Raw genomic sequence first — 23,943 nt, forward strand, 5'->3', positions numbered from 1 at the left:
GTGGATCGGAATGAGTGTGGTAACCCACTTCGATACCGGAGGTCTTCGCTATCTCAGCTCACGCCACGCTGATCACAACGTCCTCGGGAACTACAGCTAGCGCTCGAAGCGCAGCACGTTCACGCCGGTGAAGGCGTGTTCGTCGGCCAGGGAGTACCCCAGGTCAGCGAGCTTCGCGGTGACGCTCGGCCGCCAGTCCTGCCTGTCGCTGGTCACGAGCCAGACGGTGTTCACCCCGGTGAATCGATCGGTGACCTGATCGAGCGGGTACCGGGTCTCCCACAGTTGCCCGGTCTCGGCCGCGGGGGTCTTGAGCTTCACGTCGATCAGTCCGGAGAAGGCCTCGGGGTAGGAGTAGGCGATCACGCGGGTGGTCGCGGCCTTGTGCTGGCGCACTGGCCCGTAGATCACGGCCTGGGGAACCTGGGCATCGGGTGATCGCTGGGAGGCGATGAAACCGGCCACCTCGCTCCAGGAGGAATTCTGCTTGGCTTCCGGCATCCGCTGGCGAAGGTATTGCGGACCGGCGAGCGCCGCGCTGAGAACGAGAACGGCGGCGACCAGTCGGCGTCGGCGCAGGGTCGAGATCGCAATCGCCATCAGAACGGCGGCGGCGGGAGCGGAGAAGGTGAGGTAGCGCGGCGAGTAGAGGGGCGACACCGTCACCGAGGCCAGCAGCAGTCCGACCGTCGGCACGATCAGCCAGGGCACGAACACGGATGCCGCCGTCGGAGACGGCCGGGACGACTCGCCGGCGATCCCGCCACCGTGGCGATTCCGCCACAGCGAGAAACACGAGATCAGGATCAGCGCCCAGCCGAGAACGGCCAGGAGTGGGCTACCGAGGAACCATTGCGTGACGAAGACGGCGTGGAAGGTGCCGGCATCGATCGGGGCGATCCAGTCGACCTGTGCCGACTGCCGGGATGCCGCGGACGCGAGCGGCGCGACCACGAGGGCGGACGCCCCCGCTGAGACCGCCCAGCCGATGAGGGAGCGCTGTGCCGACCGCCCCGCGGCCCGGCGCGTCCAGACGGCCGTGACCCCGTGCGCCACCACGACGAAGACGAGATAGAGGAAGGTGGTGCTGGCGAGCACGGCGAGCAGCCCGTATGCCGCCCACCAGGCGATCCGCGCGGCAATCGGAGCGGATCCCCGGCGCCAGGCCGAGACGAATAGCAGGGTGAGTGCGACCGCGAGTGCGGTCGTGACCGCGTAAGAGCGACCCTCGGTCCCCGCCCAGGTGATGCGGGGCAGGAGCGCGAAGACTGTTCCCGAGATGACGGCGACCCGGGTCGAGGCGAAGCGCCGCACGAGAACGACGACGAGCGCGGCTGCGACTCCGACGGCAAGCGCGCTGGGCAGTCGAAGAGTGGCGGGCGAATAGCCGACCAGGTCGAACCAGAGGTGCATCACCACGTAGTAGAGGCCGTGAACGGCATCGACGTGGGTGAGCATCCGCCACAGCTCCGGCCAGCCGCGCTGGGTCGCGGAGATGGTGGCCGCCTCGTCGAACCAGAGCGAGGGCACCCAGGAGAAGGCGACCGAGAGCAGAAAGGCGAACCCGCCGATCGCTGCCGGGGCGACGACGGGATGCCGGCGCAGGAGGCGTCCGGTGCGGTAGCTCGCGGTGTCTCGCTCGAGAGTCGTCATGGGAAGGCCTCCTCCGGAGAGATCGGGGTGTACGGAACACCGAGTGTGCAACCTACGCCGAATGGCCCGCTGCGCGATGCGCAGCGGGCCATTCTTCAGGAGATCGTAATTACTTGGCGATGACCGTGATGGTCGCGATACCGACGAGCAGCTGCGACTTGACGGCGTCCGTGTTGAACGTCTTGTTCAGCAGGCCGGCGGCGTCAGCGGAGATGTGAACCGTGGTGCCGGTGAGGATGGCGTTGTTGCCGTCCATCTGGAGCGGCTTGAGGGTTCCACCGTAGAGGTCGAACAGGTCGACCTGGGTCGCGGCGGAGGTGCCGTTGACCGAGACGTCACCGTACAGGATGGACTTGCCCGGGTCGATGGTGAAGTTGGTCAGCTCGACCTTGGTGGCACCAGCGGTCAGCGAGAAGCCGGATCCCTCGTGCTTGATGGTGCCCTGGACGTACGGGCGAAGCTTCTTGGCCGGGTCGTAGTAGTCCACGTTTCCACCGGTGATGGGGAAGTGCAGGCTGCCGTCGGTGAGCGTCGCGGTTCCGACGGTTCCGGGGGTGAGGCCGAGGGTGGTGAGCGCCGAAGCGAAGCCCGCGTCGAGGAGCACCGCGGTGTCGACACCGGTGAGGCTAGGGATGGAAGCGAGCGGCTTCTGCACGGCGGGAGCCGAGGAGGCCTTGGGGCTGGAGGAGGTGTCGCTGCTCGTGGTGCTCGAGCAGGCGGCGAGGCCCGCGACGAGAAGTCCGGCGGTGATGATTCCGACTGTTGCCTTCTGGAATTTACGCATGATGTGATCCTTAGGTTTTCGCTTGCCCTTGGTGACAAGCGGTTCTGGGTATTGGTTCGGCCCCCCTCGCCAAAGGGTTTGGAATTGACCCAGGCTGTTATCTTTCCGTTACATTTCCCAGCAAGCGTCCAGCAAAAAACCCCGGAATCCCGGGGTTTTGCGAACTCGCACCGAGATGCGGGTCCCGATCATCGGCGCGGGAACGCTCGTCCCGAGCGTGCAATCCGCCGGCTGGAGGGACCGAGCTCGCGCCGGATGCTACGAGCGGGATGCCCCGCGCAGCAGGCCGATGGGGTGCCGCAGCCGCGCACGCCCCTCTGGGCCGGTGCGGTAGAGCGCCATAGCGACGATCACGATGATGGCGGTGGCGATCGCGACCTGGGAGACCTCGTGGTTCGGGATCAGCAGCCTCACGGTGAGAGCGAGGGGCACGGCGAACCATTCCCAGCGGCCGCTCAGTGCGATGAACGGCACGAGCAAGAGGGCATACCAGGGATACCGCGGCGACACGATGAGCAGTGTGGTGCCGATCATGATGAGCTGCCCGAGCCACGGGGCATCCGGATCGGTCTTCCACCACACCAGCACCGCGGTGATCAGCAACAGCACGGCCGCGACGGCGAGGGAGGCGGTCTTCGGCACGAAGAGGGTGAGCAGGGTGAAGCGGCTCCCGTTGTTGTAGCCCTCCTCCGAGAGGTAGCCCGGCAGGTAGCCGAGCACCGCGATGCCGGTGGAGACGACGTAGGGGATGTAGAGCACCGCGAAGGTGACGATGGAGGCGACGATCACCTTCCACGGCTGTCGGCGGAGCAACGCGGGTGCGGCGATCACCGGGATGAGTTTGACGGCGATGGCTGCCCCGAGCGCGATTCCCCCGCGGAAGCGCAGGCCGCGCGCGACCAGCAGGGTGGCGACAAGGGCGAGGAGGGCGCCGAGGATGTCGATGTGCGAGTTCGTGATCCCCTCCGTCGCGACGATCGGGCTCCACCCCCAGAGCGCCGCCCACCGGGGGTCGAGGTTGCGCCGACGCAGCGCCACGATGAGCATCGCCGTGATCGCGATGCTCATGAGCAGGCCGGTGAGCTGCAACGGCCAGTATTCGGCCGAGGGTCCCGTGATGAAGCGCACACCGGCGAAGAACATCTCGGCGGCGGCCGGATAGATGGTGGGCACCTTCGAGCGGTTGAGCGCGGTGCAGAGGGGGATCCCGCTCGGCGTCGAGGACGTCGTGTAGGTGCGCGGTTCGACACAGCGATGAGTGCCGTCCGCGTTCTCGACCGGGGTCGGAAACAGCCAGGGCGGGCGCAGGGCGCCGAGCGCATCATCCACCGGCACGTAGCGGTAGGGGGAGATGCCGGCATTCTGCACGATGCCATCCCAGGCGTACCGGGCCGAGTCGGTGCTCGTGTTGGGCGGACCGGCCATCGCCGCACCACCGATGAGCGCCGAGCCGATGAGCACGATCGCGATCGCCGGGCGGTTGGGCACGCGGCGAAGCGCGAGGATCGCCAGGGCGAAGAGCACCCAGAGGCCCACCGTGCAGAGCAGAAGCGCGGCGGGGTGGCTGCGGTCGAAGTAGCCGAGAGCGCTTACCGAATACGCCGTGAGCCCCGCAAGCGCCGCGGCGGCGACGCAGGCCAGCACGGTGGAGACGGGGGCAGAGCGGAGTGGGGCGGCGATCTTCATCGCCACTCATCCTGCCCGAACCGGACTCCGGATCCACGCGGCCGGGCCGGTGCCGTTTCAGAACCGTAAGGTTTAATCGGCGCGGCGCAGGGCATCCGGATGCTCAAATGAGGGCATGCGCCGTCTTCTGCTCGAGCTCCGGCGGGTTCTCTCGACGCCGTCGAGGAACCCGCGCATGGCCGTCGTGCTCGGACGCCTGCTCGGAATCGCCTTCCTCGTCTGTTTCGGCACGGGGCTCTACAGCCACTTTCTGCAGGAGCCGTTGCCGTGGATGGTCTTTCCCACGCGGCCCCAGACGCTCTACCAACTGAGCCAGGGCATCCACATCACTGCGGGGATCGCCTGCTTCCCGCTCATCCTCGCCAAGCTCTACGTCGTCTTCCCTGAGCTGTTCCAGACGCCGCCGATCAAGAGTTTCGTCGGGTTCCTCGAGCGGGCGTCCATTGCGATCTTCGTGGCGTCGTCCCTCGTGCAGATCGTGACCGGGTTGCTCAACACCTATCAGTGGTACCCGTTCCCCTTCCCCTTCAAACAGACCCACTTCGCCCTCTCGTTCGTGATCATCGGCTCGCTCGCCATCCATATCGCGGTGAAACTGCCGGTGATCTCCCGGTACTGGACGCGCTCCCGCAGCTTCGATGCCGACGGGAACCTGCTGCTCGACGACGAGGACCTTCCGCTCACGACCGCGGGTGTCGCTGCCGAACTCGCCGAGACGACCGCGGAACCCGTCGGTCCGATCTCGCGCCGCGTCGACGGTCTCACGGGCCGGCTCTTCGACTGGATCGACAGCGCTCCTCCCCGGATCGAGACCCCGAAGCAGGCACACGTCTCCCGCCGCGGATTCGTCGCGACCGTCGGTGTGGCCACCGCTGCGGTCGTCGCGCTGACGGCCGGCCAGTCGTTCCGGGTTCTCGATGCGATCAACGTCTTCGGTCCGCGAAAGAACTTCGTCGGCCCGAACGACCTGCCCATCAACCGCACCGCCGCAGCGGCCCGGGTGACGGATGCCGACACCGGCGCCGACTGGGCGCTCTCGGTGAGTCGCGGCTCGGTGGTCAAGACCTACACCCGCGCGGATCTGGAGTCCATGACGCTGCACAGCGTCGACCTTCCGATCGCGTGCGTCGAGGGCTGGAGCCAGATGGCATCCTGGCGCGGAGTGCGCCTCCGCGATCTGCTCGACGCCGTCGGCGCGCATCCCGATGAAGACCTGCGGCTCACCAGCCTCGAGAAGTCGGGCGGGTACCGGGTCACCGAGATGGGGCACGAATTTGCGCAGGACGAGCTCACCCTCGTTGCGCTCGAGCTCAACGGGGACCCCTTGGACATGGACCACGGTTTTCCCGCCCGCATGATCGCCCCCGGTCGCCCCGGGGTGCTGCAGACCAAGTGGCTGTCGAAACTCGAGGTGATCTGATGCGGGACGATGTGGCGACAACCGGTTCGATGAAGGCCTGGCGCGCGGTGCTTGTGGTGCTCGGCGTGCTGCTGCTGTTGCTCGGCGCCTCCGTGTTGATCGGCACCGTGAAGCCGGTGAAGATAGCCGGCGTGGCCCTGTGGTTCGTTCTCGCCCTGATCGTGCACGACGGCATCATCGCGTTCGTGACCTTCGGGGTCGCGTTCCTGCTGCGCAAGGCCGGGCGGGCACTGCCGATCGCCGCGCTCGCGATCGTTCAGGCCGGTCTCGTGGTCTGCTCGGTCTTCGCGATCATCGTGCTGCCTGCGGCCTACAAGAAGTCGATCGGTTCGAAGAACCCCACGGTGCTGCCGCTCGACTACGGACCATCGCTCGTGATCCTCTGGGCGGTCATCGTGGTGCTCACGGCTCTCGCCGTGATCGGCTACACCGCGTTGACGAGGCGGCAGAAGAACCGGCCGTCGGTCTCCCAGGCCTGATCGAGGCGCAGCCCGATCCGCAGGGCACGCTGCACCAGCGCGGTCACGCCGATCTCTGCCCACGGGAATGCATCACTCTGGTGGCCGCTGATGTCGACGACGGTGCCGTCGTACATGTGGTCGCGCGTCGGCTCGGCGTGCACCTCGACAACGATCACGCCGTCCGCGGAGATCAGCTCAGCACAGCGTTCCAGCAGGGCGGAGGGGTCACCGCCGATGCCGATATTGCCGTCCACGAGCAGAGCGGCACCCCACATCCCCTCCCGGGGGAGTCGCTCGAAAACCGAGCGGTTGAGCACCATCAGACCGGATTCGCGGGCGATCTCCACCGCGGTCTCCGAGACGTCGATGCCGAGGGCGGTGAGTCCCTGGTGCATGGCGGCGCGCACCATGCGGCCCGGTCCGCAGCCGATATCGAGCACGGCCCCGCGGATGCCGTCGAGGAGGCCGAGGTCAGCGGCATCCGCCGCGTCGTTCCAGCGCGAGACGTCCATGGCCCGCGAGGGGGTCAGTGAGTTGGAGTCGACGTCGCGGAGGTAGAGCACCTGGTCATCCAGGCGGAGGGCTCGAGCGTAGGGCTCGGCGCCACCGGATCCGAAGGTCGCGAAGGCCGCGTCGCTCATCGCACCGCTCCCGTCTCTGCAGTGCTGTTCTCGAAGGAGGCCAGCGTGCGGGCGAATTGGGTGTGTGGGGCGAGGCCGGCCACGAGGCGGGCATCGTCGATCGTGTCGACGTCGACGAGTTCCGGAAGCATCCGCACCCGCAGTCCCGCCTGCGTGAGACGGTCGTACTGCAGCGTGCCGGTGTCGTCGCGCGACATCGGGACGCCACGGATGAGAGAGCCGTCCGGTTCGGCCATGGCGATGGTCCAGTAGCCGCCGTCGTTGGCGAACCCGAGGTAGGCGTCGGTGTCGGCGGGCCATTCGCCGAAGAGCGGCTCGAGCATCGAGGCATCCAGCTGGGGGGTGTCCATGCCGATGAGCACCGTTGGCCCCTCGCACTGGTCGAAAATCGCTCCGAGACGCATATCCAGATCCCCGCTCACTTGGTGTATCACGTCGTATGGTTCGGAGCCGAGGGGAAATAGGTTGCCATCGAAGAGCAGAATTCGTCGGGAGGCCTCAAGATCGCTCACCGCCCGAAAGGTGTCGGCCAGGCTGGCGGAGGCGAGGGTTGCGGCCTGTTCGAGGCTGAGAGGGGGGTGTAGCCGTGTCTTCACCCGGCCCGGAATGCACTCTTTCGCGATGATGATCAGTGTTGTCAACGGTTGTTCGTCCTCAGCAGTCGGGACATGTCGGTAATGGCCACGACGGTGCCGCGGATGGTACCGGTGACTTTAGAGCGCCCGATGCGCGGGGAATAGGGGGTTGCTTTCTCGACGATCGTCCACCCCGCGCGTGAGGCCTTCAGCACCATCTCGAGCGGATAGCCGCTCCGACGGTCGACGAGATCGAGGGCGAGCAACGCCTCCCGGTCGGCCGCCCGCATCGGGCCGAGGTCGTGCAGCGGCACCCCGGTGGCCCGACGCATCAGCCAGGCGAGTGCGAGATTGGCGAAACGCGCGTGAATCGGCCAGGCTCCGCGGGTGGTCGGTCGGCGGCGACCGAGGGCGAGATCGGCGGCGCCGCTGGTGACCAGCGCGACAAGGGGTTCGAGATCGCGCGGATCCATCGAGGCATCCGAATCGCAGAAGGTGACGATCGGAGCCGTAGCGGCGAGCAGTCCGGCGTGCGCCGCCGATCCGAATCCGCGGCGCGGCTCGTGAACGACGAGGGCTCCGGCGGCTGCGGCGATCTCGGCCGAACGGTCGGTCGACCCGTTGTCGACCACGATCGCGCGGTATCCCTCCGGCAGGTGGGAGAGCACCCACGGCAGGGCGCCCTCTTCGTTCAGGCAGGGCAGAACGATGTCGACGAGCGCAGAGGTCACACTGGCAAGCGTAAGAGGCTCGACGGGGCTCACCGGTCGCAAAGCCTTACGAATTGCTGACCGATGTGCCTCCTGCCCCCGCCGGGCGCGGGATTCCCGGGTTGCCGACTTATTCTGAACGGGTGAGCACGTCATCCACAGCAGATTCCGCCACGGTGGGCACCTCCGGCCTGCTCACTCTCCCGGATCAACTGCGCGATCGCCTCATCCTGGTGGTGGATGACGATGCCACAGTCTCCGAGGTCGTCTGCAGCTACCTGCGCTCTGCCGGTTTCCAGGTGGAGAGCGTCGCCGATGGGGGGAGCGCCGTCGAGACGGCCGCCCGCATCCGACCGGACCTCGTCGTGCTCGACCGCATGCTGCCCGGAATCGACGGGGTCGAGGTGTGTCGCCGCATCCGTGCAGAACGGGCGGTGCCGGTGATCATGCTCACCGCACTTCGCGAGGAGGAGGATCGCATCGACGGCCTCGAAGCCGGTGCCGATGACTACCTCGCCAAGCCGTTTTCGCCCCGCGAGCTCGTGCTGCGGGTGAAGTCCGTGCTGCGCCGCAGCCTCACCGAGTTCTCACCGGAGGCGCCCATCGACGCGGGGGACTTCCACCTGGATGTGTCCTCCCGCCAGTTGACCCTGCGCGGAGAAGCGATCGCGCTCACCATCCGAGAGTTCGACCTGATCGCCTTCCTGCTGCGGCATCCCCGCCAGGTATTCGGTCGGGAGGAGTTGCTGCGTGCGGTCTGGGGCTGGGAGTTCGGAGACCTCTCCACGGTCACGGTGCACGTGCGCCGGCTGCGGGAGAAGATCGAGCGGGATGCCGCGCATCCCACCGTTCTCACCACGGTGTGGGGCGTGGGCTACCGCTTCGACAACGAACCGGCGGTGACCGAATGAGCATGAACGACCTGATGGTCGTTTCTCTTCTCGCCCTCGGCTGCGCCGTGGTGGTGGGGGTGGTGTCCCTCGTGGTGCTGCGCTTCATGACCCGCTTCTCGCTGGTCTTGCAGCTCTGTGTCGTGGCGCTCGCCGCGGTGCTGTCGATCGCCGGAGGGGTGTGGCTCGCCGCATCCGTGATGCTGGTGACGCCGCACGACCTCACGGTGTTGCTGTCCGTTGCCGCGATCGCCGGTGTCGTCTCCCTCGCGCTCGCCGCGCTTCTCGGCCGCTCCCTGGTGCGCAACAGCCGCCAGCTGATCGCCGCGACCCGGCGCATCGGCACCGAGGAGGGGATGGGTCAGGGGACGATGGGCGAGCAGGTGCGGCACTCGAGCAACGAGTTCGCGGCCCTCGCCCTCGAACTGACAGCCACCAACAGCCGGCTTGCCGAGTCCCGCGCCCGCGAGGCGCTCGCCGAGAACTCGCGCCGGGAACTCGTGGCGTGGATCTCTCACGACCTCCGCACTCCGCTCGCCGGCATCCGCGCGATGGCCGAAGCTCTCGAAGACGGGATGGTCGACGAGCCGGAGCGGTATTACGTGAAGGTGCGCAGCCAGGTCGACCGGATGAGCGGTATGGTCGACGATCTCAACGAGTTGTCCCGCATCCACTCCGGGTCGCTGCGGCTGTCGATGCAGAAGGTGTCGCTCTACGACCTGATCAGCGATGTGGTGGCCGAACTCGGCCCCTTCGCCGAATCCCGCTCGATCTCCCTCATCGGCGATGGCGCTCGCGAGCTCACGATCCTCGCCGACCCCCGGGAGATCTCCCGGGTGGTCGGCAACCTGGTCATGAACTCGATCCAGCATTCGCCGGCCGGTAGCCCCATCACCGTGAGTGCGCGCCAGAGCGATGACGGGCTCGCGGTGATCTCGGTCATCGATGCCGCCGGCGGCATCCCGGAGAAGGACCTCGGGCGAGTCTTCGAAGCCGGATGGCGCGCAAGCAACTCCCGCACCCCGGAGACCGCGACGACGCGGTCCGGGGGCGCTGGGCTGGGGCTCGCGATCGTGCAGGGCATCGTGCAGGCCCACCGCGGCCGCGTGGTCGTGCAGAATGTGCCGGGTGGATGCCGCTTCGACGTGTTCCTTCCGCCGAGCCCCTCAGACGGCTCGCCCTCGCTCGCCGGGGCGACCGCGTGAGCGTCGACGCTCGGCCGGCGAGCGGACTCGGTCGCAGGGCCGTGACGGCCCTGGCGGCATTCGCCGGCGTCGTGTCGGCCGCCGTCGTGCTGGGCGTCGCCGAGGTGGTCTCGCTGTTCGTCGGCGCCGCGGGAAGCCCGCTCTTCGCGGTCGGATCTCTCGTGATCGACCTGGCGCCGCCCGGCGTCAAGGAGTTCATGATCGCGGTCTTCGGCACCGGCGACAAGGCTGCGCTCCTGGCCTTGATGGGCATCCTCATCGTCGTGATCTCGGCGGCGGCCGGAGTGCTCGAACTCCGCCGCCCGCCATTCGGGGTGATCCTGCTCGGCATCGGCGGAGTCGTCGCGGTCGTCGCCGTGGTGACCCGCGCGGGAGCCACCGGGTTCAACGGCATCGCCGCGGTCGTGGGCGGTGTCACCGGCGTGGTGGTGTTGCGCATCGCCATCGAAAGACTCGGTCTCTGGCAGCGGGCGACCGAGCGAAGCGCCACCGCGGTCCGAGTGCCGGGACGCACTCCGGCCGGCCCGCAGTTCGAGCGGCGGAGGTTCCTCACGCTCGCGGTGGTCGCGGGTGCGGCATCCGTCGTCGCGGGCACCGGCGCCCGGCTCATGAATGCGACGTCGACGAAGGTCGCGGCCCTGCGCACCAAGCTCACCCTGCCGAAGGCCGCCGTGCCAGCGGAGCCGGTGCCGGCCGGAGCCATGCTCAAGGTCGAGGGCATCTCGCCGTTCGTCACGCCCACCGCCGACTTCTACCGCATCGACACGGCACTGCAGGTGCCGTCGATCGACCCGGACAAGTGGATGCTCAGGGTCACCGGCATGGTCGAGAACGAGGTCTCCCTGAGCTTCGCCGAACTGCTTCGGCTGCCCCTCGAGGAGCATCTCGCCACCCTCACGTGCGTGTCGAACGATGTGGGCGGCGACCTCATCGGCAACGCGCTCTGGCTGGGGTACCCGATCCGTGCCCTGCTCGCCCAGGCGAAGCCGAAGGCGGGAGCGGACATGGTTCTGTCCACCAGCATCGACGGGTTCACCGCCGGAACGCCCCTGTCGGTGCTCCAGGACGACGGCACGAATGCCATTCTCGCGGTGGGCATGAACGGCACGCCCCTGCCGCTCGAACACGGCTTCCCGGTGCGGATGGTCGTGCCCGGCCTCTACGGCTACGTCTCGGCCACCAAGTGGGTCGTCGAGCTCAAGGTGACGAAGTTCTCGGAGGACCAGGGCTACTGGACCCCGCGCGGCTGGGACGCGAAAGGCCCCATCAAGCTGGCCTCCCGCATCGACACACCGCTCGCCGGAGCCGCGATATCGGCGGGAACCGTCGCCATCGCGGGGGTGGCCTGGGAGCAGCACGTCGGCGTGAAATCCGTCGAGGTGCAGGTCGACGATGGACCGTGGGTCGAGGCAACGCTCGCCGACTCGCTCTCCGCGGACACCTGGCGCCAGTGGGTCTACCGCTGGCCGGCCTCAGCGGGCTCGCACCGCATCCAGGTGCGCGCGACGGACGCCACCGGCAAGACCCAGGGCCAGACCTACCAGTCGCCGGCCCCGAATGGTTCAGAGGGCTGGCACTCGATCACGGTCAGCGTCAGCTGACTGCGGCCCGCAGGGGCGCGCTCGCGAATTCGGCCATTCCCTCGTCGAAGCTCACGCCGGGCCTCCAGCCCAGTTCCGACTTCAGGCGCTCGGATGACGCGGTGATGTGCCGCACGTCACCGAGGCGGTACTCACCGGTCGTCACCGGCTCCGGTCCGCCGGAATAGCGGCTGAGGGCCGAGGCGAGGTCCCCGATCGTGTGCACGATTCCGCTTCCGACATTGAACGCGCGAAACTGCTCACCCTCTGCGGCGAGCGATTCGATGGCGGCGAGGTTGGCGGATGCCACATCGCGCACGTGCACGAAGTCCCGCCGCTGCGCGCCGTCCTCGAACACACGGGGTGCTTCTCCGCGCTCGAGTGCCGAGCGGAAGAGCGAGGCGACCCCGGCGTAGGGCGTGTTCTGGGGCATCCCCGGGCCGTAGACGTTGTGGTACCTCAGGGCGACGGCGCGGCCGCCGGTGGACCGGGCCCAGGCCGCGGCCAGGTGTTCCTGCGCGAGCTTCGAGGCCGCGTAGACGTTGCGCGGATCGAGAGGGGCATCCTCGGAGATGAGCTCGGGCAGCAGTGGGCCGCCGCGCTCATCCAGCGGATCGAAGTGCCCGGCATCGAGATCCTCGACCCGTCGGGCGGCGGGCCGGGTCGATCGCCCGGAACTGTCGCGGTAATTCCCCTCGCCGTAGACCACCATGGAGGATGCAACCACCAGGCGGTCAACGCCGGACTGCGCCATCGCGGCGAGCAGCACCGCCGTGCCGAGGTCGTTGCTGCCGATGTAGTCTGGCGCGTCGTCGAAGGACACTCCGAGGCCCACCTTCGCGGCCTGGTGGCAGACGACATCCACTCCGAAGAGAGCAACGGCCAGGGCATCGGTGTCGCGCACATCGGCTCGCACGAATTCGACCCGGGGGTCCGGGTGGTAGTCGCCTCCGTGAACGTCGGGCCGGAGGGAATCCAGAACTCGAACGCGCCACCCCTTATCGAGAGCCGCGTCGACGATCGCGGAGCCGATGAATCCGGCGCCGCCCGTGATCAATACCGTGGTCATCGTGCCTCTCCCGCCTCGCGTACCGGCCGGGCCAGTACCGCCTCGACCTCGGCCGGATCGATGCTCTGCCGGGGACTGTAGCCCTCGGGAAGCGCGCGGATGATCGTCTCGATCGCCGCGACGATGCGGGGCTGGGCCGCGGCGAGGCGCTTCAGAACGAGTTCGTGGCTCACGGCATCCGGATCCACCTCGCCGGGTCGAGGCGAAAGTCCCGCGTCGCTGTCCGTGACATACGACAGGTTGACCGTGTCGATGTTGAGCTCGGCGGCGAGCGGCACCTCCGGGTACATCGTCATGTTGACCGTGTGCGCTCCGGCCGCGGCGAACCAGAGAGACTCTGCGCGGGTCGAGAAGCGTGGGCCCTGGATCACGACGACCGTTCCGGAGGTGGCGATCGTCTCACCGGCCAGCGCTTGCACAGCGATCTCGTGAAGTTCGGGGGCGAAGGGGTCCGCCGCTGCCAGATGCTGCACGGAGCCCTGATCGTAGAAGGTGTCTGGTCGCCCGCTGGTGCGGTCGATGAACTGGTCGGTGAGCACGAGCGTTCCCGGTGGATAGTCGGCCGTCACGCCCCCGACGGCAGAGGACGAGAGGATGACGCGAGCCCCGAGGCTAGCGAGCGCCCAGATGTTCGCCCGGTAATTGATGAGGTGTGGGGCCACCGAATGGTGCACTCCGTGCCGGGTGAGGAAGGCCGCGCGGCGCCCGCCGAGCTCGCCGAGGGTGACCTCGGTGGGGCCGTAGGGTGTCTCGATGCGGCGCTTCTCGCTCTCGGCCGGGTCGAACAGAGAGTAGAGGCCGGAACCTCCGATGACGGCGACGGTGACCTCGGGCGGGAATGGGGGAGTCATCCCCCCATTCTCCCCGCGTTCCGGGTTTTGAGCTGTCTTGTGCTGTCTTGCGGTGGGTTGCGGCTGTCTTGCGGTGGGTTGCGCTGGGTTGCGGCCGGTGGTGCCGCATCCGCTCCCCGCCGATGTCGCTGTGCGTCGGATTCGACTCGGGGGTAGTGGCGACTTGTGGAGTGCCTGACTCGCGTTTTCTCCCGACTCGAATTCGGGTGCCGGGTGCGTCGGATTCGACTCGGGGGTAGTGGTGACTTGTGGGGTGCCTGACTCGCGTTTTCTCCCGACTCGAATTCGGGAATCGGGTGCGTCGGATTCGACTCGGGGGTAGTGGCGACTTGTGGGGTGCCTGACTCGCGTTTTCTCCCGACTCGAATTCGGGAATCGAGGGGCAGGGCCGTATTGCGAGCAGCCTTCGGCCGATCCGGCCAGTCCTCGCCCCTCCGGCACCCGCCCTGTGGATGACTCGCACTGCTGTGTCGCGAGATCGAGCATCCTTCCTTCATGACCCGTGCGGAACCGCTGCCTCCCGAACTGCGCCACGAACCCTTCGAGGCTGCCGCAGCCCTGGCCCGCGGGATCTCGAGGTCGAGGCTCCGGGCATCCGATCTGCGGGTTCCCCACCGTGGTGTCAGAGTCGCCGCGAGCGCCGGCGACGACCCTGCCGCTCGAATCGCGGCCTACTCGGTCCATATGGCTAGCGATGAGTATTTCAGTCACACGACAGCCGCGTTGCTGTACGGAATCCCGCTTCCGAAGGCGGCAGAGGGTGCTGGCGTCATCCACGTGAGTGTGCAGTTTCCGGCGCATCCGCCGCAGGTTCGGGGGATCGTCGGGCATCGGCTCTCCGTGCCGATCGCACCGCGGACGAGGAAAGGGCTCCGGATGGTCTCACCGGCGCGCACCTGGACCCAGCTGGCGGCTGTGCTGGGTCATGATGACCTTGTGATCGCGGGGGACTACCTCGTTAAGCGGAAAGCACCCCTCTGCACGCTGGAAGTGCTTGCGGCGGCGGTGTCGTCGATGGGGCCGGCACGCGGAGCCCTCGCGGCGAGGGCGGCTCTACGAGACGTGCGGTGTGGCACTGATTCGCCGATGGAGACGGTGACACGGTTGCTGATCGTGCGCGCGGGCCTTCCCGAGCCCGTCATTGGGTTCACCGTCACCGATCGCAACGGGGATCCCGTGGGCACTCCCGATCTCGCCTATGTGGCCGAGCGGATCGCCATCGAGTACCAGGGCAGTGTGCACCGTACCGATGAAAGGGTCTTCGCGGATGATATCGAGCGCCGCATCCTCTTCGAGGGGGCGGGCTGGCAGGTAATTCTGGTGATTAAGGATCACGTCTTCCGCAATCCGCACTGGATCCTGCAGCGCATCCGGGAGGCGCTCCGTGACCGGGCGGACCTGCCTCCGTCCGCCTGAGGGGGGCGTCGGGGGCGTCATGGGTGTCATGGGGCCGTGCGGGCTTTGCACACCTCGAGAGCCGCGCCGGCCGCGCCGGCCTCAACGATTCGACTCGGGAGTAGTTGCGACTTCACCCGTCGCGGACTCGCAACTTCTCCCGACTCGATTCGTAGGGCGATCGGCCGTCAATTCGACTCGGGAGTAGTTGCGACTTCACCCGTCGCGGAGTCGCAATTACTCCCGACTCGATTCGTGCGCGGTGGGACCGACCGCCGCGAGAAGCGACGGTGTTCGGTGAGACCGACCGCCGCGAGAAGCGACAGTGTTCGGTGAGACCGACCGCCGCGAGAACCGACGTAGCACCCGCGAGCCGAGCCACCCCCACGTTGCGCCGAGAGCGAGACCGAACACCGGGCGACGCTCTACCGGCTACAGTCATTCAGTGGCACATCTCCTGGGCGCCGAGTCCCTTCACCTCGAATATCCCACCCGTGTCATCTTCGACAAGGTCACGATCGGCCTCGATGAGGGCAATCGAATCGGCGTCGTCGGGCGCAACGGAGACGGCAAGTCGACCCTCCTCCGCCTGCTGAGCGGGCGCATCGAACCGGATGCCGGCCGCGTCACGCGCCGCAACGGCGTCACGCTCGGGATGCTCGACCAGGCCGACCTGCTGCCAGAAGACCTGGTGGTCAAGGACGCGATCGTCGGCGACAAGGACGAGTACGAATGGGCCGGTGACGCCCGCATCCGCGACGTGATCGACGGCCTGCTGCTCGACGTGCCGTGGGAAGCGACGATCGGGGAGCTCAGTGGCGGTCAGAGAAGACGCGTCGCCCTCGCCAAACTGCTCGTCGGCGACTGGGACGTCATCTTCCTCGACGAGCCGACCAACCACCTCGACGTCGAGGGCATCGCCTGGCTCGCCGGGCACCTCAACAAGCGCTGGTCGCCCAACCAGGGCGGGCTCATCGTCGTGACCCACGATCGGTGGTTCCTCGACGAGGTGTCCACCGACACGTGGGAGGTCCACGACCAGATCATCGAGCCGTTCGAGGGCGGATACGCGGCGTACATCCTGCAGCGCGTCGAGCGTGACGAGCTCGCCGCGACCATGGAGTCGAAGCGCCAGAACCTCGCCCGCAAGGAGCTCGCCTGGCTGCGCCGCGGCGCCCCGGCCCGCAGCACCAAGCCCAAGTTCCGGATGGATGCCGCCTACGAGCTGATCTCGAACGAACCGCCTCCCCGCGATACCGTCGCGCTCAGCCAGCTCGCCACCGCGCGGCTGGGCAAGGACGTCGTCGACCTGCTCGACGTCGGAGTCACCTACGGTGGCACGAAGGATGCGGACGGCCACGTCACCGGCGGCGTCGAGATTCTGAAGGACATCGAGTGGCGCGTCGCTCCGGGTGAGCGCACCGGAATCCTCGGGGTGAACGGCGCGGGAAAGTCCACGTTGCTCAGCCTCATCGCCGGCACGCTGCTGCCGACGAGCGGCCGGGTGAAGCGCGGCAAGACGATCCGGGTCGCCATCCTGAGCCAGCAGCTCGGAGAGCTCGCCGACATCCTCGAGGACCGGGTGATGGATGTCATCGCCCGCCAGAAGAGCTCCTACGTCACCGGCGGCAAGGAACTCACCCCCGGCCAGCTGCTCGAGCGCATGGGGTTCATGTCCGCCCAGCTGAGCACCAAGGTGAAGGACCTGTCCGGTGGTCAGCGCCGTCGCCTGCAGCTGTTGCTCATCCTGCTCGGAGAGCCGAACGTGCTGATCCTCGACGAGCCGACCAACGATCTCGACACCGACATCCTCGCCGCCATCGAAGACCTGCTCGACTCCTGGCCGGGCACGCTGCTCGTGGTCAGTCACGACCGGTACCTGCTCGAACGCGTCACCGACAACCAGTACGCCATCCTCGACAAGCGGATGCGGCACCTGCCGGGCGGCGTCGACCAGTACCTGCAGCTGCGGTCGCAGCAGACCACGAAGGGGCTCACGGTCACCGAGACCCATAAGGCCGAAGGGGCGTCGCCGGAGAAGAAGGCGACCGTCAACTCGAAGGGACGCACCAAGCTCACCGGTGCCGAGCTGCGCAACGCGCAGAAGGAACTCGGATCGGTCAGCCGCAAGCTCGAGAAGGTCACCACCCAGATCTCGTCCATCCACGATCGCTTCGCCAGCCACGACCAGGGGGACTTCACCGGGCTCGCGGCGCTGCAGGGGGAGCTCAAGCCCCTGGAGGATTCGATGGCGGAGCTCGAGCTGCGCTGGCTCGAACTCAGCGAGGTGCTCGAGGCCTGAACCGTAACGCGCTCGTCGCGCGGGTCGGTCCCGGGGGAGCAGCCCAACTAGTGTCGTAGCGTATACACCTCCCGTTCTCGCGTTGCCGGGCCTCTTCGCCAGCGGGAGCCAGGATCCGATCGAACCGGCTAGGAGCCGCAATTCCGCTCCCCGTCATCTGAAGTCAGGGAGCTGACATGCGAATTGCGGTCACGGGGGCAAGCGGGTTCATCGGCGGCGTCATCGCGTCCGCCCTCGCGATGCCCGAGTTCGGTCACGAGGTGATCGGGTACGGTCGCACGCCCGGGGGTTGGTCGTATCGCAGCCATGTGGCCAACGCCAGCCACTACCGCATTTGGGATGTCGCGAGAGGGCGGCTGACGACGGACGTGCACGTGGATGCCGTCGTGCACTGCGCAGCCCTCGCCGACGACTGGGCGCCGCTGGAGGCAGCGATGCTCGCGAACAGCGAGGGAACTCGCAATGTCGTGCGCAGTTTCCCCGGGGCACGCATCGTGCATCTGTCGACCTCGAGCGTGTACGACGCCTTCGTGCCGACCGTCAACGCGGTCGAATCGGAGGCCACGGCGACGCGCTTCCTCAGCTCATACTCGCAGTCGAAGGTGGCCGCGGAGGCCCAGCTGGTCGGCGCCGACGCCGTGATCCTGCGTCCGCACGCGGTCTATGGCGCGGGGGACACGACCCTCCTGCCCCGTCTGCTCGCGGGCATCCGCCGTGGTCGTCTCTCGCTGCCGGAGGGCGCTGCCGTCGAGCACACGCTCACCCACATCGACAATCTCGTCGCCGCGGTGATCCTGGCGCTCGCGCCCGAGGCGCCCGCGGGCGTCTTCAACGTGGGTGATGACGCCCCCGTGCTGCTGAGCGAGGTGCTCACCGAATTGCTCGCCAAGAAGGGGCGCTCGGATGTCACACTCCACCGCATCCCGTACGGCACAGCCTTCGCGTTCGCGTCAGCGGTCGAGCTCGGGCACCGCGTGAGCGGGCGCGGTCGGCCCCGGGTGACCCGCTATGCGGTGAGCCAGCTGGGCCTCGAGCGCACGCTCGACCTGACCGCAGCACGGCAGCAACTCGGCTACAGGCCCCGGTCCACGAGCCTCGTCGGCGCCGAGCGCTGGTAGCAGACGAGCCGCACCGGTTTCGAAGATCGAACGATAGGTCTCATCCGTTGCATCCGGAACGCGCCGGGAAAGCCGGTCGCTAGTGTGAGGGCCATGGGAGAAACGAATCGGGCCTATGACCGCGTGCTCCGCTATGGCTCGAATTCCGATCGAGTGCAGTTCTTCAGCGATGCGGTGTTCGCCATCGCCATGACGCTTCTGGTGATCGATATCACCGTACCCGTGCTCGGCAATGGCCCATCGGTGACCCAGGCCACGATGGATCCGAAGCTCTGGAAGGCGCTCGGCGACGAGTTCCCGCAGTTCCTGGCCTACGGGCTCAGCTTCGCGGTGATCGGCGCGAGTTGGGCGGGACACCATCGCATGTTCGCCCTGATGCGCCGATTCGACGGCACTCTCGTGTCGATGAATCTGCTGCTGCTCTTCTTCATCGCATTCGTGCCCTTCCCGACCAGCCTGCTCAGCCAGTACGGAAGCACGATGCCGGCGGTGGTGCTCTACGCGGGCAATGTCGCCGTGATCAGCCTGTTGCAGTTCGGGCTCTTGGCATACTCCTATCGGCGCGGCTATCTCGACGAGAGGGTGGATCTCGGCCTGTATCGCTATGTCCGCCGCAACCTCTTGACGACCCCGGCGATCTTCCTGCTCTCGATCCCCATCGGCTTCGTCTTCGGAGCGGCCTTGGCTCTCTATTTCTGGATCGCGCTGCTGCCACTCAACATCATCGTCGGCCGTTATGAGCCGCGCGTGATCCCGAAGAAACCGCTTGCACGCTAAGAAGTCACGCTCGCTGAGGGCCGAACCCCTGCTGTTCATCTGCGCGCATGCTGTGGGCAATCGTTCTGGGGGCAGAAGTTCACGCGCGAACCCTTGACTCCTCTCGTGCCCATCGCCGGTGCTTTTCCTAGCGCGAAGGAATCCGAACCATGACGGTCGGTTCTCGTATTGTCTTCATGCGCTTCGTGACGGTCAGGAGCCCGAAACTCCAGCTGTGGATCGATCACTTCGATGGTGTGGTGGGTCACGACGCTGAACGGCTGTCACCACCGACGGCGAAGGCCGACGAGAGCGCGTTCGTCTGGCACCTCATCTCGGCGAACAACCGCATGTTGGCTCGCGGCTCCCGCATCCACTTCGCCCTCGAAGACGCGATGAGCGATAACTCTCGCGTTCAGTCGGAGGCGAGGTGGATGCACTTCACGCTCGTCGTCGATCGGTTTCGAGGGCGTTATGGCTGGTATGCCTCGGTGGCGGGCAACGTGATGCTCACCTGTGCTCGCTGGTACGTCACGGAACGCGATAGTCGGTCGTCGATCAACCTCGCCAGGAGCTCACTCGCCGTCGCTGTCTCGAGGCCGGGTGCGCGACTCGTTCAGACAGAGGTGGCCAAGTCCCTTTAATCGAAGTCCAGGCTGAGCTTGCGCAGCAGGGCGGCGAGTCGCTCCTGATCGCCGGCGGAGAGTCCGTCGAGCAACTCGTTCTCTGACACCAGGAGCGTGCTGATCGCTGTGTCAACTCGCTGACGTCCATCGGCGGTCATGGTCACCAGAATGCCTCGGCCGTCGTGAGGGTCGGTGCGGCGTTCCACGAGTGCTCGCTTGACGAGCCGGTCGATGCGGTTCGTCATCGTGCCGCTCGAGACCAGGGTCTGCTGCAACAGGGCTTTCGGGCTCAGCTGGTACGGGGAGCCCGCCCGACGCAGGGCCGAGAGCACGTCGAATTCCCACGACTCCAGACCGGATGCCGTGAAGGCCGTGCGACGCGCCCGGTCGAGGTGCCGGGCGAGCCTGCCGACCCGCGAGAGCACTTGCAGCGGCGCAAAGTCGAGGTCGGGACGTTCACGCTCCCACGCGCCGACGATACGGTCGACTTCGTCGTGTGTGGGCATCCGTCCATTATCGCGGGCCGTGGCCTCGAGGGTGGGACACAACGACTCATCCCCCTACGGGCTTGTCGTGGCGTGCTGCGGCATGCGTCCCATGCCGAGAAGGGGAGAGAACACGACGAAGGCGCAAGCGAGAACCGAGCCGACAGCACCGATGATGATCGTCGGCTCGAGGCCGATCGCCGTTGAAAGCAGTCCCGACGCGAGCCCTCCGATGGGCAGAACGCCCCAGACGACGAAACGGATCGACGCGTTCATGCGGCCGAGCAACCGCGGCGGGCAGATGCGCTGGCGAAAAGTGACCTGGGCGATGTTGTAGACCAGCACCGCGAAGGAATACAAGAATTCCGAGACGACGAAAATGGGAACAGCTGCGCCAGGGAAAACGGACATGAGAGCCAGGCCGATGATGGCGATGGCGGCGACGACACCCGAGACCGGGATCGCCGTGCCCTCTCCGATGGCCCTGGCGATGCGCGCTGAGAACATCGCGCCGAGCAGCCCACCGACGGCTCCGATCGAGATGCCGATTCCATAGACCACCGGGCTGATATCGAGTTGACGCAGCACCAGGATCGGAATCATCGTCAACGCCAGGGAGCCGAACAGGTTGGTCGTCGACGTGGTGAGTACGATGCGCCGAAGCAGCGGCTCGTGAAAGACGAAAGACAATCCCTCCCTGATCTCGGTGACAAGCTTCTGGCGATCGGCTTTCGGCTGTGCCACCTCCCGATCGCGAATCGCCGTCAGGGCGAGAAAAGAGAACAGGAAGGTCAGCGCATCGATCCCGACCAGGATGGCGGGCCGCACGATCGCAAGGAGGGCCCCGGAGATCGCGGGCCCCGCAACCCGAGCCAGTTGACCGGTTGTCTCGAGCTTGGAATTGCCTTCGGCGAGTCTCGTGGGGGCGACGAGCACCGGGAGGTAGCTCTGGTACGCAACGTCGAAGAAGACGCTGGCGACCCCGACGATGGCCCCGATGATGATGAGCTGCCAGATACTCAGCACTCCAGCGAAGAACAGAATGGGAACGCTGGCGAGCACCACCGCGCGCGCGAGGTCGGCGAACAGCATGACCCTTCGCTTGAGCCAGCGATCGACCCAGGCTCCGGCGGGCAATCCGATGACCAGAAATGCCGCCGTCTGCACGGCGCCGAGCAGGCCAACCTGGAAAGGAGTGGCCTGCAGCACGGATACGGCGAGCACGGGAATCGCGAGGCCGCCCAGTTGTGTGCCGACGGAACTCGCGGTCTGTCCGGTCCACAGGCGCAGAAATGGACCGTTTCGCCACAGGCCGGGAGTCGCGGCATCCGTCGTCATCGGTTCAGTATGCCTGAGTGATTGGCAAATGCCAATCACTCAGGTCGCGTTTAGGGTGAGGGAGTGACCGATGATCCCGCCGACCAGGCCAGGGGGCGCGCCCTTGCTTCGCCCCTTCGCATGAGGATCTTGCGGTTCTGCCTTCACGAGGCGCATTCGAATCGCGAGATCGCCGACGAGTTCGACCTCAATCCCGGCACGAGTCTCCATCATGTTCGAACCCTGATCGACAACGGCTTCCTCGCCGCGCAACCGAGCCGCCCTGGCCGACGCGGCACCACCGAGATCCCCTACCGCGCGACGGGGTTGTCCTGGCGTTCATCCATGCCGAACCAGGGGCCGATCCTGGTGCAGACATTCCTGGATGACATCCAGGGGATCGATGCGGATGACCTGGGAGTCTGGCGGCTGGGCTTCAAGTTCAACCACGCGACGGAACGCGAACTCAACGACCGCATCTCTCAACTGCTCGTGGAGTTCAAAGATCGCGGCCCGGACGCGGATGGCCGGCCCCTGTCGATCATGGTGGCCGTGCATCCGGAGCAGAGGAAATCGCGGTGACCCGGGTCGCGCGAAGGAGGTAGCGCCAGCCCGACCTGGCGGCATCGCGTTGGACATGCGGGAACGGGCGTCACGGAGGGGCGGATGCTGCCGGGAGGTGAGCTCCCATCAGGGGAGTTCCGGCAGGTGCGACCCGAGCCCGGGGAATGCCCGCACGCGGAGCGGCCGCCAGCGGAAACGGCCCCGAGGGCCCGCGACACGGAAGCGGGGGAGCATCTGGCAGAATTGTCGCGGTCGACCGTTCAGCGGTGCGATCGGAATTCCGCCTTAGTGTAACGGCAGCACGACAGCCTTTGGAGCTGTTCGGTCCAGGTTCGAATCCTGGAGGCGGAGCGGTCTCGATACGCGCGCGAGAGCGCGCTACTCGACCGCCACCAAGCGAGGGAGCCCCACCATGTCCGACATCGCGATCATCATCCTCGCCGCGGGGCAGGGCACCCGCATGAAGTCCTCTCTGCCGAAGGTGCTGCATCCTCTCGCCGGCATTCCGATGGTCTCCCACGTGCTCGCCACGGCCGAGGAGCTCGGCGCAACCCACATCGTGGCCGTCGTGCGACACGAGCGGGATGCCGTCGCCGCAGTGATCACCGAGCACGTTCCGCAGGCGATCATCGTCGATCAGGACGAAGCGCCAGGCACCGGCCGCGCAGTGGAGCTCGGGCTGGCCGGACTCCCCGCGGACTTCGTCGGCTCGGTCGTCGTGCTGAGCGCCGATGTGCCCTTGCTCGATGCGGCGACCGTGCACGCGCTCATCGAGACCCATGCCCTCGCCGGCAACGCGCTGACGCTGCTCAGCGCCTACTTCGCCGACCCGACCGGCGCCGGGCGCATCGTCCGCGACGGCGAGGGGGCATTCGAGTCCATCGTCGAGCAGAAGGATGCCACCGAGCAGCAGCGGGAGATCACCGAGGTCAACGCCGGCGTGTACGTCTTCGATGCCTCCGCGCTGCGGGACGCCCTGGCGCGAATCGGCACGGACAACGCCCAGAACGAGAAGTACCTCACGGATGCCGCAGCCGGCATCCGCGCCACCGGTGGCCGCATCGAAGCGGTTCCGGTCACCGACCACTGGCTGGTCGCCGGCATCAACGATCGCGCCCAGCTCGGTGCCGCCGCGGCGGAGCTGAACGCCCGCATCGTGCGGGGCTGGCAGTTGAGCGGGGTGACCGTCCAGGATCCCGCGACCACCTGGATCGACCTGGCCACGAGCATCGCCGAAGACGTGGAGATCCTGCCCGGCACGCAGCTCAAGGGCGCGACGGCGATCGAGCGTGGCGCGATCATCGGCCCGGACACGACCCTCGTCGATTGTGAGGTCGGGGAGAACGCGGTAGTGAAGCGGACGGATGCCACCCTCGCGGTGATCGGCGCGAACGCGACGGTCGGCCCCTTCGCCTATCTGCGGCCGGGCACCTACCTCGGTGAGCGCGGCAAGATCGGAACCTTCGTCGAGACGAAGAACTCGACCATCGGCCGCGGTTCGAAGGTGCCCCACCTGAGCTACATTGGCGACACGACGATCGGCGAGGGCACCAATCTCGGGGCGGGTGCCATCACCGCCAACTACGACGATCTGGTCAAGCACCGCACCGAGATCGGGTCGCACGTGCATTCCGGCTCGCACAACGTCTTCGTCGCCCCCGTTAGAATCGGTGACGGGGCCAAGACCGGAGCGGGAACGATCGTGCGCAAGGATGTGCCGGCCGGAGCTCTCGCGATGACCGTGGCTCCTCAGCGCAATGTAGAAGGCTGGGTCGAGCAGAATCGGGCAGGCACGGCGGCCGCGAAAGCGGCTGCGGAGGCCGACTCCGAGGTCTGATCCGGTCGAAATCGGCAC

General features: G+C 67.1%; 22 protein-coding genes and 1 tRNA gene. 13 read left to right on the top strand and 10 right to left on the bottom strand.

Annotated features, from left to right (window positions below; genetic code table 11):
- Positions 1–96: 96 nt before the first annotated feature.
- The 3 genes from ABIB54_RS11200 to ABIB54_RS11210 all read right to left on the bottom strand — a co-directional run bounded on the left by ABIB54_RS11200 (position 97) and on the right by ABIB54_RS11210 (position 4,123).
- Entirely contained in the window at positions 97–1,653 is a 1,557-nt protein-coding gene (locus tag ABIB54_RS11200; protein ID WP_354575604.1) for a glycosyltransferase family 39 protein, read from the bottom strand.
- 109 nt (positions 1,654–1,762) lie between these two features.
- Entirely contained in the window at positions 1,763–2,437 is a 675-nt protein-coding gene (locus ABIB54_RS11205; protein WP_354575605.1) for a hypothetical protein, read from the bottom strand.
- 258 nt (positions 2,438–2,695) lie between these two features.
- Positions 2,696–4,123, bottom strand: coding sequence for a glycosyltransferase family 87 protein (locus ABIB54_RS11210; RefSeq protein ID WP_354575606.1), 1,428 nt, complete (start codon positions 4,121–4,123; stop codon positions 2,696–2,698).
- 115 nt (positions 4,124–4,238) lie between these two features.
- Between ABIB54_RS11210 and ABIB54_RS11215 the strand changes: the two genes are divergently transcribed.
- Positions 4,239–5,543: a molybdopterin-dependent oxidoreductase gene (locus ABIB54_RS11215; RefSeq protein ID WP_354575607.1), complete on the top strand. Its 1,305-nt coding sequence runs from the start codon at positions 4,239–4,241 to the stop codon at positions 5,541–5,543.
- A complete protein-coding gene (locus ABIB54_RS11220) occupies positions 5,543–6,022 on the top strand; it encodes a hypothetical protein (RefSeq protein ID WP_354575608.1) in 480 nt (159 codons plus the stop codon). Before ABIB54_RS11215 ends, ABIB54_RS11220 begins: the two co-directional genes overlap by 1 nt.
- Here the strand turns inward: ABIB54_RS11220 and ABIB54_RS11225 are convergent.
- The 3 genes from ABIB54_RS11225 to ABIB54_RS11235 are packed head-to-tail and all read right to left on the bottom strand — an operon-like array spanning position 5,968 to position 7,951.
- Complete coding sequence (locus tag ABIB54_RS11225; RefSeq protein WP_354575609.1) at positions 5,968–6,645, bottom strand: class I SAM-dependent methyltransferase; 678 nt, start codon at positions 6,643–6,645, stop codon at positions 5,968–5,970. The genes ABIB54_RS11220 and ABIB54_RS11225 overlap by 55 nt on opposite strands.
- On the bottom strand, positions 6,642–7,286 hold the full coding sequence (locus ABIB54_RS11230; protein WP_354575610.1) for a TIGR04282 family arsenosugar biosynthesis glycosyltransferase: 645 nt from the start codon (positions 7,284–7,286) through the stop codon (positions 6,642–6,644). Before ABIB54_RS11230 ends, ABIB54_RS11225 begins: the two co-directional genes overlap by 4 nt.
- Positions 7,283–7,951, bottom strand: a complete 669-nt coding sequence (locus tag ABIB54_RS11235; protein WP_354575611.1) for a glycosyltransferase family 2 protein — start codon at positions 7,949–7,951, stop codon at positions 7,283–7,285. Before ABIB54_RS11235 ends, ABIB54_RS11230 begins: the two co-directional genes overlap by 4 nt.
- 122 nt (positions 7,952–8,073) lie before the next feature.
- On the opposite strand from ABIB54_RS11235, the gene ABIB54_RS11240 reads away from it, so the two are divergent.
- Genes ABIB54_RS11240 through ABIB54_RS11250 form a run of 3 tightly spaced genes read left to right on the top strand, consistent with a single transcriptional unit; the run spans position 8,074 to position 11,626 of the window.
- Entirely contained in the window at positions 8,074–8,841 is a 768-nt protein-coding gene (locus tag ABIB54_RS11240; protein ID WP_502917120.1) for a response regulator, read from the top strand.
- Positions 8,838–10,025: a sensor histidine kinase gene (locus ABIB54_RS11245; protein WP_354575612.1), complete on the top strand. Its 1,188-nt coding sequence runs from the start codon at positions 8,838–8,840 to the stop codon at positions 10,023–10,025. Before ABIB54_RS11240 ends, ABIB54_RS11245 begins: the two co-directional genes overlap by 4 nt.
- A complete protein-coding gene (locus ABIB54_RS11250) occupies positions 10,022–11,626 on the top strand; it encodes a molybdopterin-dependent oxidoreductase (protein ID WP_354575613.1) in 1,605 nt (534 codons plus the stop codon). Before ABIB54_RS11245 ends, ABIB54_RS11250 begins: the two co-directional genes overlap by 4 nt.
- Here ABIB54_RS11250 and ABIB54_RS11255 read toward each other — a convergent pair.
- Together ABIB54_RS11255 and ABIB54_RS11260 are read right to left on the bottom strand one after the other, a co-directional pair.
- The gene (locus ABIB54_RS11255) at positions 11,619–12,674 is read right to left on the bottom strand and encodes an NAD-dependent epimerase/dehydratase family protein (RefSeq protein WP_354575614.1); all 1,056 of its coding nucleotides are present in this window, start codon (positions 12,672–12,674) and stop codon (positions 11,619–11,621) included. The two genes, ABIB54_RS11250 and ABIB54_RS11255, sit on opposite strands and share 8 nt — an antisense overlap.
- Positions 12,671–13,525, bottom strand: a complete 855-nt coding sequence (locus ABIB54_RS11260) for an MTAP family purine nucleoside phosphorylase (protein WP_354575615.1) — start codon at positions 13,523–13,525, stop codon at positions 12,671–12,673. The genes ABIB54_RS11255 and ABIB54_RS11260 overlap by 4 nt, the downstream gene beginning before the upstream one ends.
- Before the next feature lie 495 nt (positions 13,526–14,020).
- On the opposite strand from ABIB54_RS11260, the gene ABIB54_RS11265 reads away from it, so the two are divergent.
- The 5 genes from ABIB54_RS11265 (at position 14,021) to ABIB54_RS11285 (ending at position 19,740) form a co-directional block, all read left to right on the top strand.
- On the top strand, positions 14,021–14,941 hold the full coding sequence (locus tag ABIB54_RS11265; protein ID WP_354575616.1) for a putative endonuclease domain-containing protein: 921 nt from the start codon (positions 14,021–14,023) through the stop codon (positions 14,939–14,941).
- Between the two features lie 424 nt (positions 14,942–15,365).
- Entirely contained in the window at positions 15,366–17,222 is a 1,857-nt protein-coding gene (locus ABIB54_RS11270) for an ABC-F family ATP-binding cassette domain-containing protein (RefSeq protein WP_354575617.1), read from the top strand.
- 176 nt (positions 17,223–17,398) lie between these two features.
- Positions 17,399–18,340, top strand: coding sequence for an NAD-dependent epimerase/dehydratase family protein (locus tag ABIB54_RS11275; RefSeq protein WP_354575618.1), 942 nt, complete (start codon positions 17,399–17,401; stop codon positions 18,338–18,340).
- 93 nt (positions 18,341–18,433) lie between these two features.
- A complete protein-coding gene (locus ABIB54_RS11280) occupies positions 18,434–19,117 on the top strand; it encodes a TMEM175 family protein (RefSeq protein ID WP_354575619.1) in 684 nt (227 codons plus the stop codon).
- A gap of 149 nt (positions 19,118–19,266) precedes the next feature.
- Positions 19,267–19,740 carry a hypothetical protein gene (locus ABIB54_RS11285; protein WP_354575620.1) on the top strand — a complete coding sequence of 158 codons (474 nt, stop codon included), beginning with the start codon at positions 19,267–19,269 and terminating at the stop codon, positions 19,738–19,740.
- Here ABIB54_RS11285 and ABIB54_RS11290 read toward each other — a convergent pair.
- On the bottom strand, positions 19,737–20,228 hold the full coding sequence (locus ABIB54_RS11290; protein ID WP_354575621.1) for a MarR family winged helix-turn-helix transcriptional regulator: 492 nt from the start codon (positions 20,226–20,228) through the stop codon (positions 19,737–19,739). The genes ABIB54_RS11285 and ABIB54_RS11290 overlap by 4 nt on opposite strands.
- A 54-nt stretch (positions 20,229–20,282) precedes the next feature.
- Complete coding sequence (locus tag ABIB54_RS11295) at positions 20,283–21,545, bottom strand: MFS transporter (RefSeq protein ID WP_354575622.1); 1,263 nt, start codon at positions 21,543–21,545, stop codon at positions 20,283–20,285.
- A gap of 63 nt (positions 21,546–21,608) precedes the next feature.
- On the opposite strand from ABIB54_RS11295, the gene ABIB54_RS11300 reads away from it, so the two are divergent.
- The 3 genes from ABIB54_RS11300 to glmU all read left to right on the top strand — a co-directional run bounded on the left by ABIB54_RS11300 (position 21,609) and on the right by glmU (position 23,925).
- The gene (locus ABIB54_RS11300; protein ID WP_354575623.1) at positions 21,609–22,106 is read left to right on the top strand and encodes an ArsR/SmtB family transcription factor; all 498 of its coding nucleotides are present in this window, start codon (positions 21,609–21,611) and stop codon (positions 22,104–22,106) included.
- 261 nt (positions 22,107–22,367) lie between these two features.
- Positions 22,368–22,439 (top strand) — tRNA-Gln (locus ABIB54_RS11305).
- 61 nt (positions 22,440–22,500) lie between these two features.
- Positions 22,501–23,925 (top strand): bifunctional UDP-N-acetylglucosamine diphosphorylase/glucosamine-1-phosphate N-acetyltransferase GlmU, encoded by a 1,425-nt coding sequence (glmU, locus tag ABIB54_RS11310; protein ID WP_354575624.1) that lies wholly within the window; start codon positions 22,501–22,503, stop codon positions 23,923–23,925.
- Positions 23,926–23,943 lie beyond the last annotated feature (18 nt).

This window comes from Frigoribacterium sp. UYMn621 (assembly GCF_040549525.1).
Taxonomy (GTDB): Bacteria; Actinomycetota; Actinomycetes; order Actinomycetales; family Microbacteriaceae; genus Lacisediminihabitans.

Coding starts and splice junctions, on each gene's coding strand:
- ABIB54_RS11255 (WP_354575614.1), bottom strand. CDS start 12,674: ATGACCACGGTATTGATCACGGGCGGCGCCGGATTCATCGGCTCCGCG.
- ABIB54_RS11210 (WP_354575606.1), bottom strand. CDS start 4,123: ATGAAGATCGCCGCCCCACTCCGCTCTGCCCCCGTCTCCACCGTGCTG.
- ABIB54_RS11265 (WP_354575616.1), top strand. CDS start 14,021: ATGACCCGTGCGGAACCGCTGCCTCCCGAACTGCGCCACGAACCCTTC.
- ABIB54_RS11285 (WP_354575620.1), top strand. CDS start 19,267: ATGACGGTCGGTTCTCGTATTGTCTTCATGCGCTTCGTGACGGTCAGG.
- ABIB54_RS11280 (WP_354575619.1), top strand. CDS start 18,434: ATGGGAGAAACGAATCGGGCCTATGACCGCGTGCTCCGCTATGGCTCG.
- ABIB54_RS11200 (WP_354575604.1), bottom strand. CDS start 1,653: ATGACGACTCTCGAGCGAGACACCGCGAGCTACCGCACCGGACGCCTC.
- ABIB54_RS11295 (WP_354575622.1), bottom strand. CDS start 21,545: ATGACGACGGATGCCGCGACTCCCGGCCTGTGGCGAAACGGTCCATTT.
- ABIB54_RS11225 (WP_354575609.1), bottom strand. CDS start 6,645: ATGAGCGACGCGGCCTTCGCGACCTTCGGATCCGGTGGCGCCGAGCCC.
- glmU (WP_354575624.1), top strand. CDS start 22,501: ATGTCCGACATCGCGATCATCATCCTCGCCGCGGGGCAGGGCACCCGC.
- ABIB54_RS11260 (WP_354575615.1), bottom strand. CDS start 13,525: ATGACTCCCCCATTCCCGCCCGAGGTCACCGTCGCCGTCATCGGAGGT.
- ABIB54_RS11205 (WP_354575605.1), bottom strand. CDS start 2,437: ATGCGTAAATTCCAGAAGGCAACAGTCGGAATCATCACCGCCGGACTT.
- ABIB54_RS11275 (WP_354575618.1), top strand. CDS start 17,399: ATGCGAATTGCGGTCACGGGGGCAAGCGGGTTCATCGGCGGCGTCATC.
- ABIB54_RS11220 (WP_354575608.1), top strand. CDS start 5,543: ATGCGGGACGATGTGGCGACAACCGGTTCGATGAAGGCCTGGCGCGCG.
- ABIB54_RS11245 (WP_354575612.1), top strand. CDS start 8,838: ATGAGCATGAACGACCTGATGGTCGTTTCTCTTCTCGCCCTCGGCTGC.
- ABIB54_RS11290 (WP_354575621.1), bottom strand. CDS start 20,228: ATGCCCACACACGACGAAGTCGACCGTATCGTCGGCGCGTGGGAGCGT.
- ABIB54_RS11215 (WP_354575607.1), top strand. CDS start 4,239: ATGCGCCGTCTTCTGCTCGAGCTCCGGCGGGTTCTCTCGACGCCGTCG.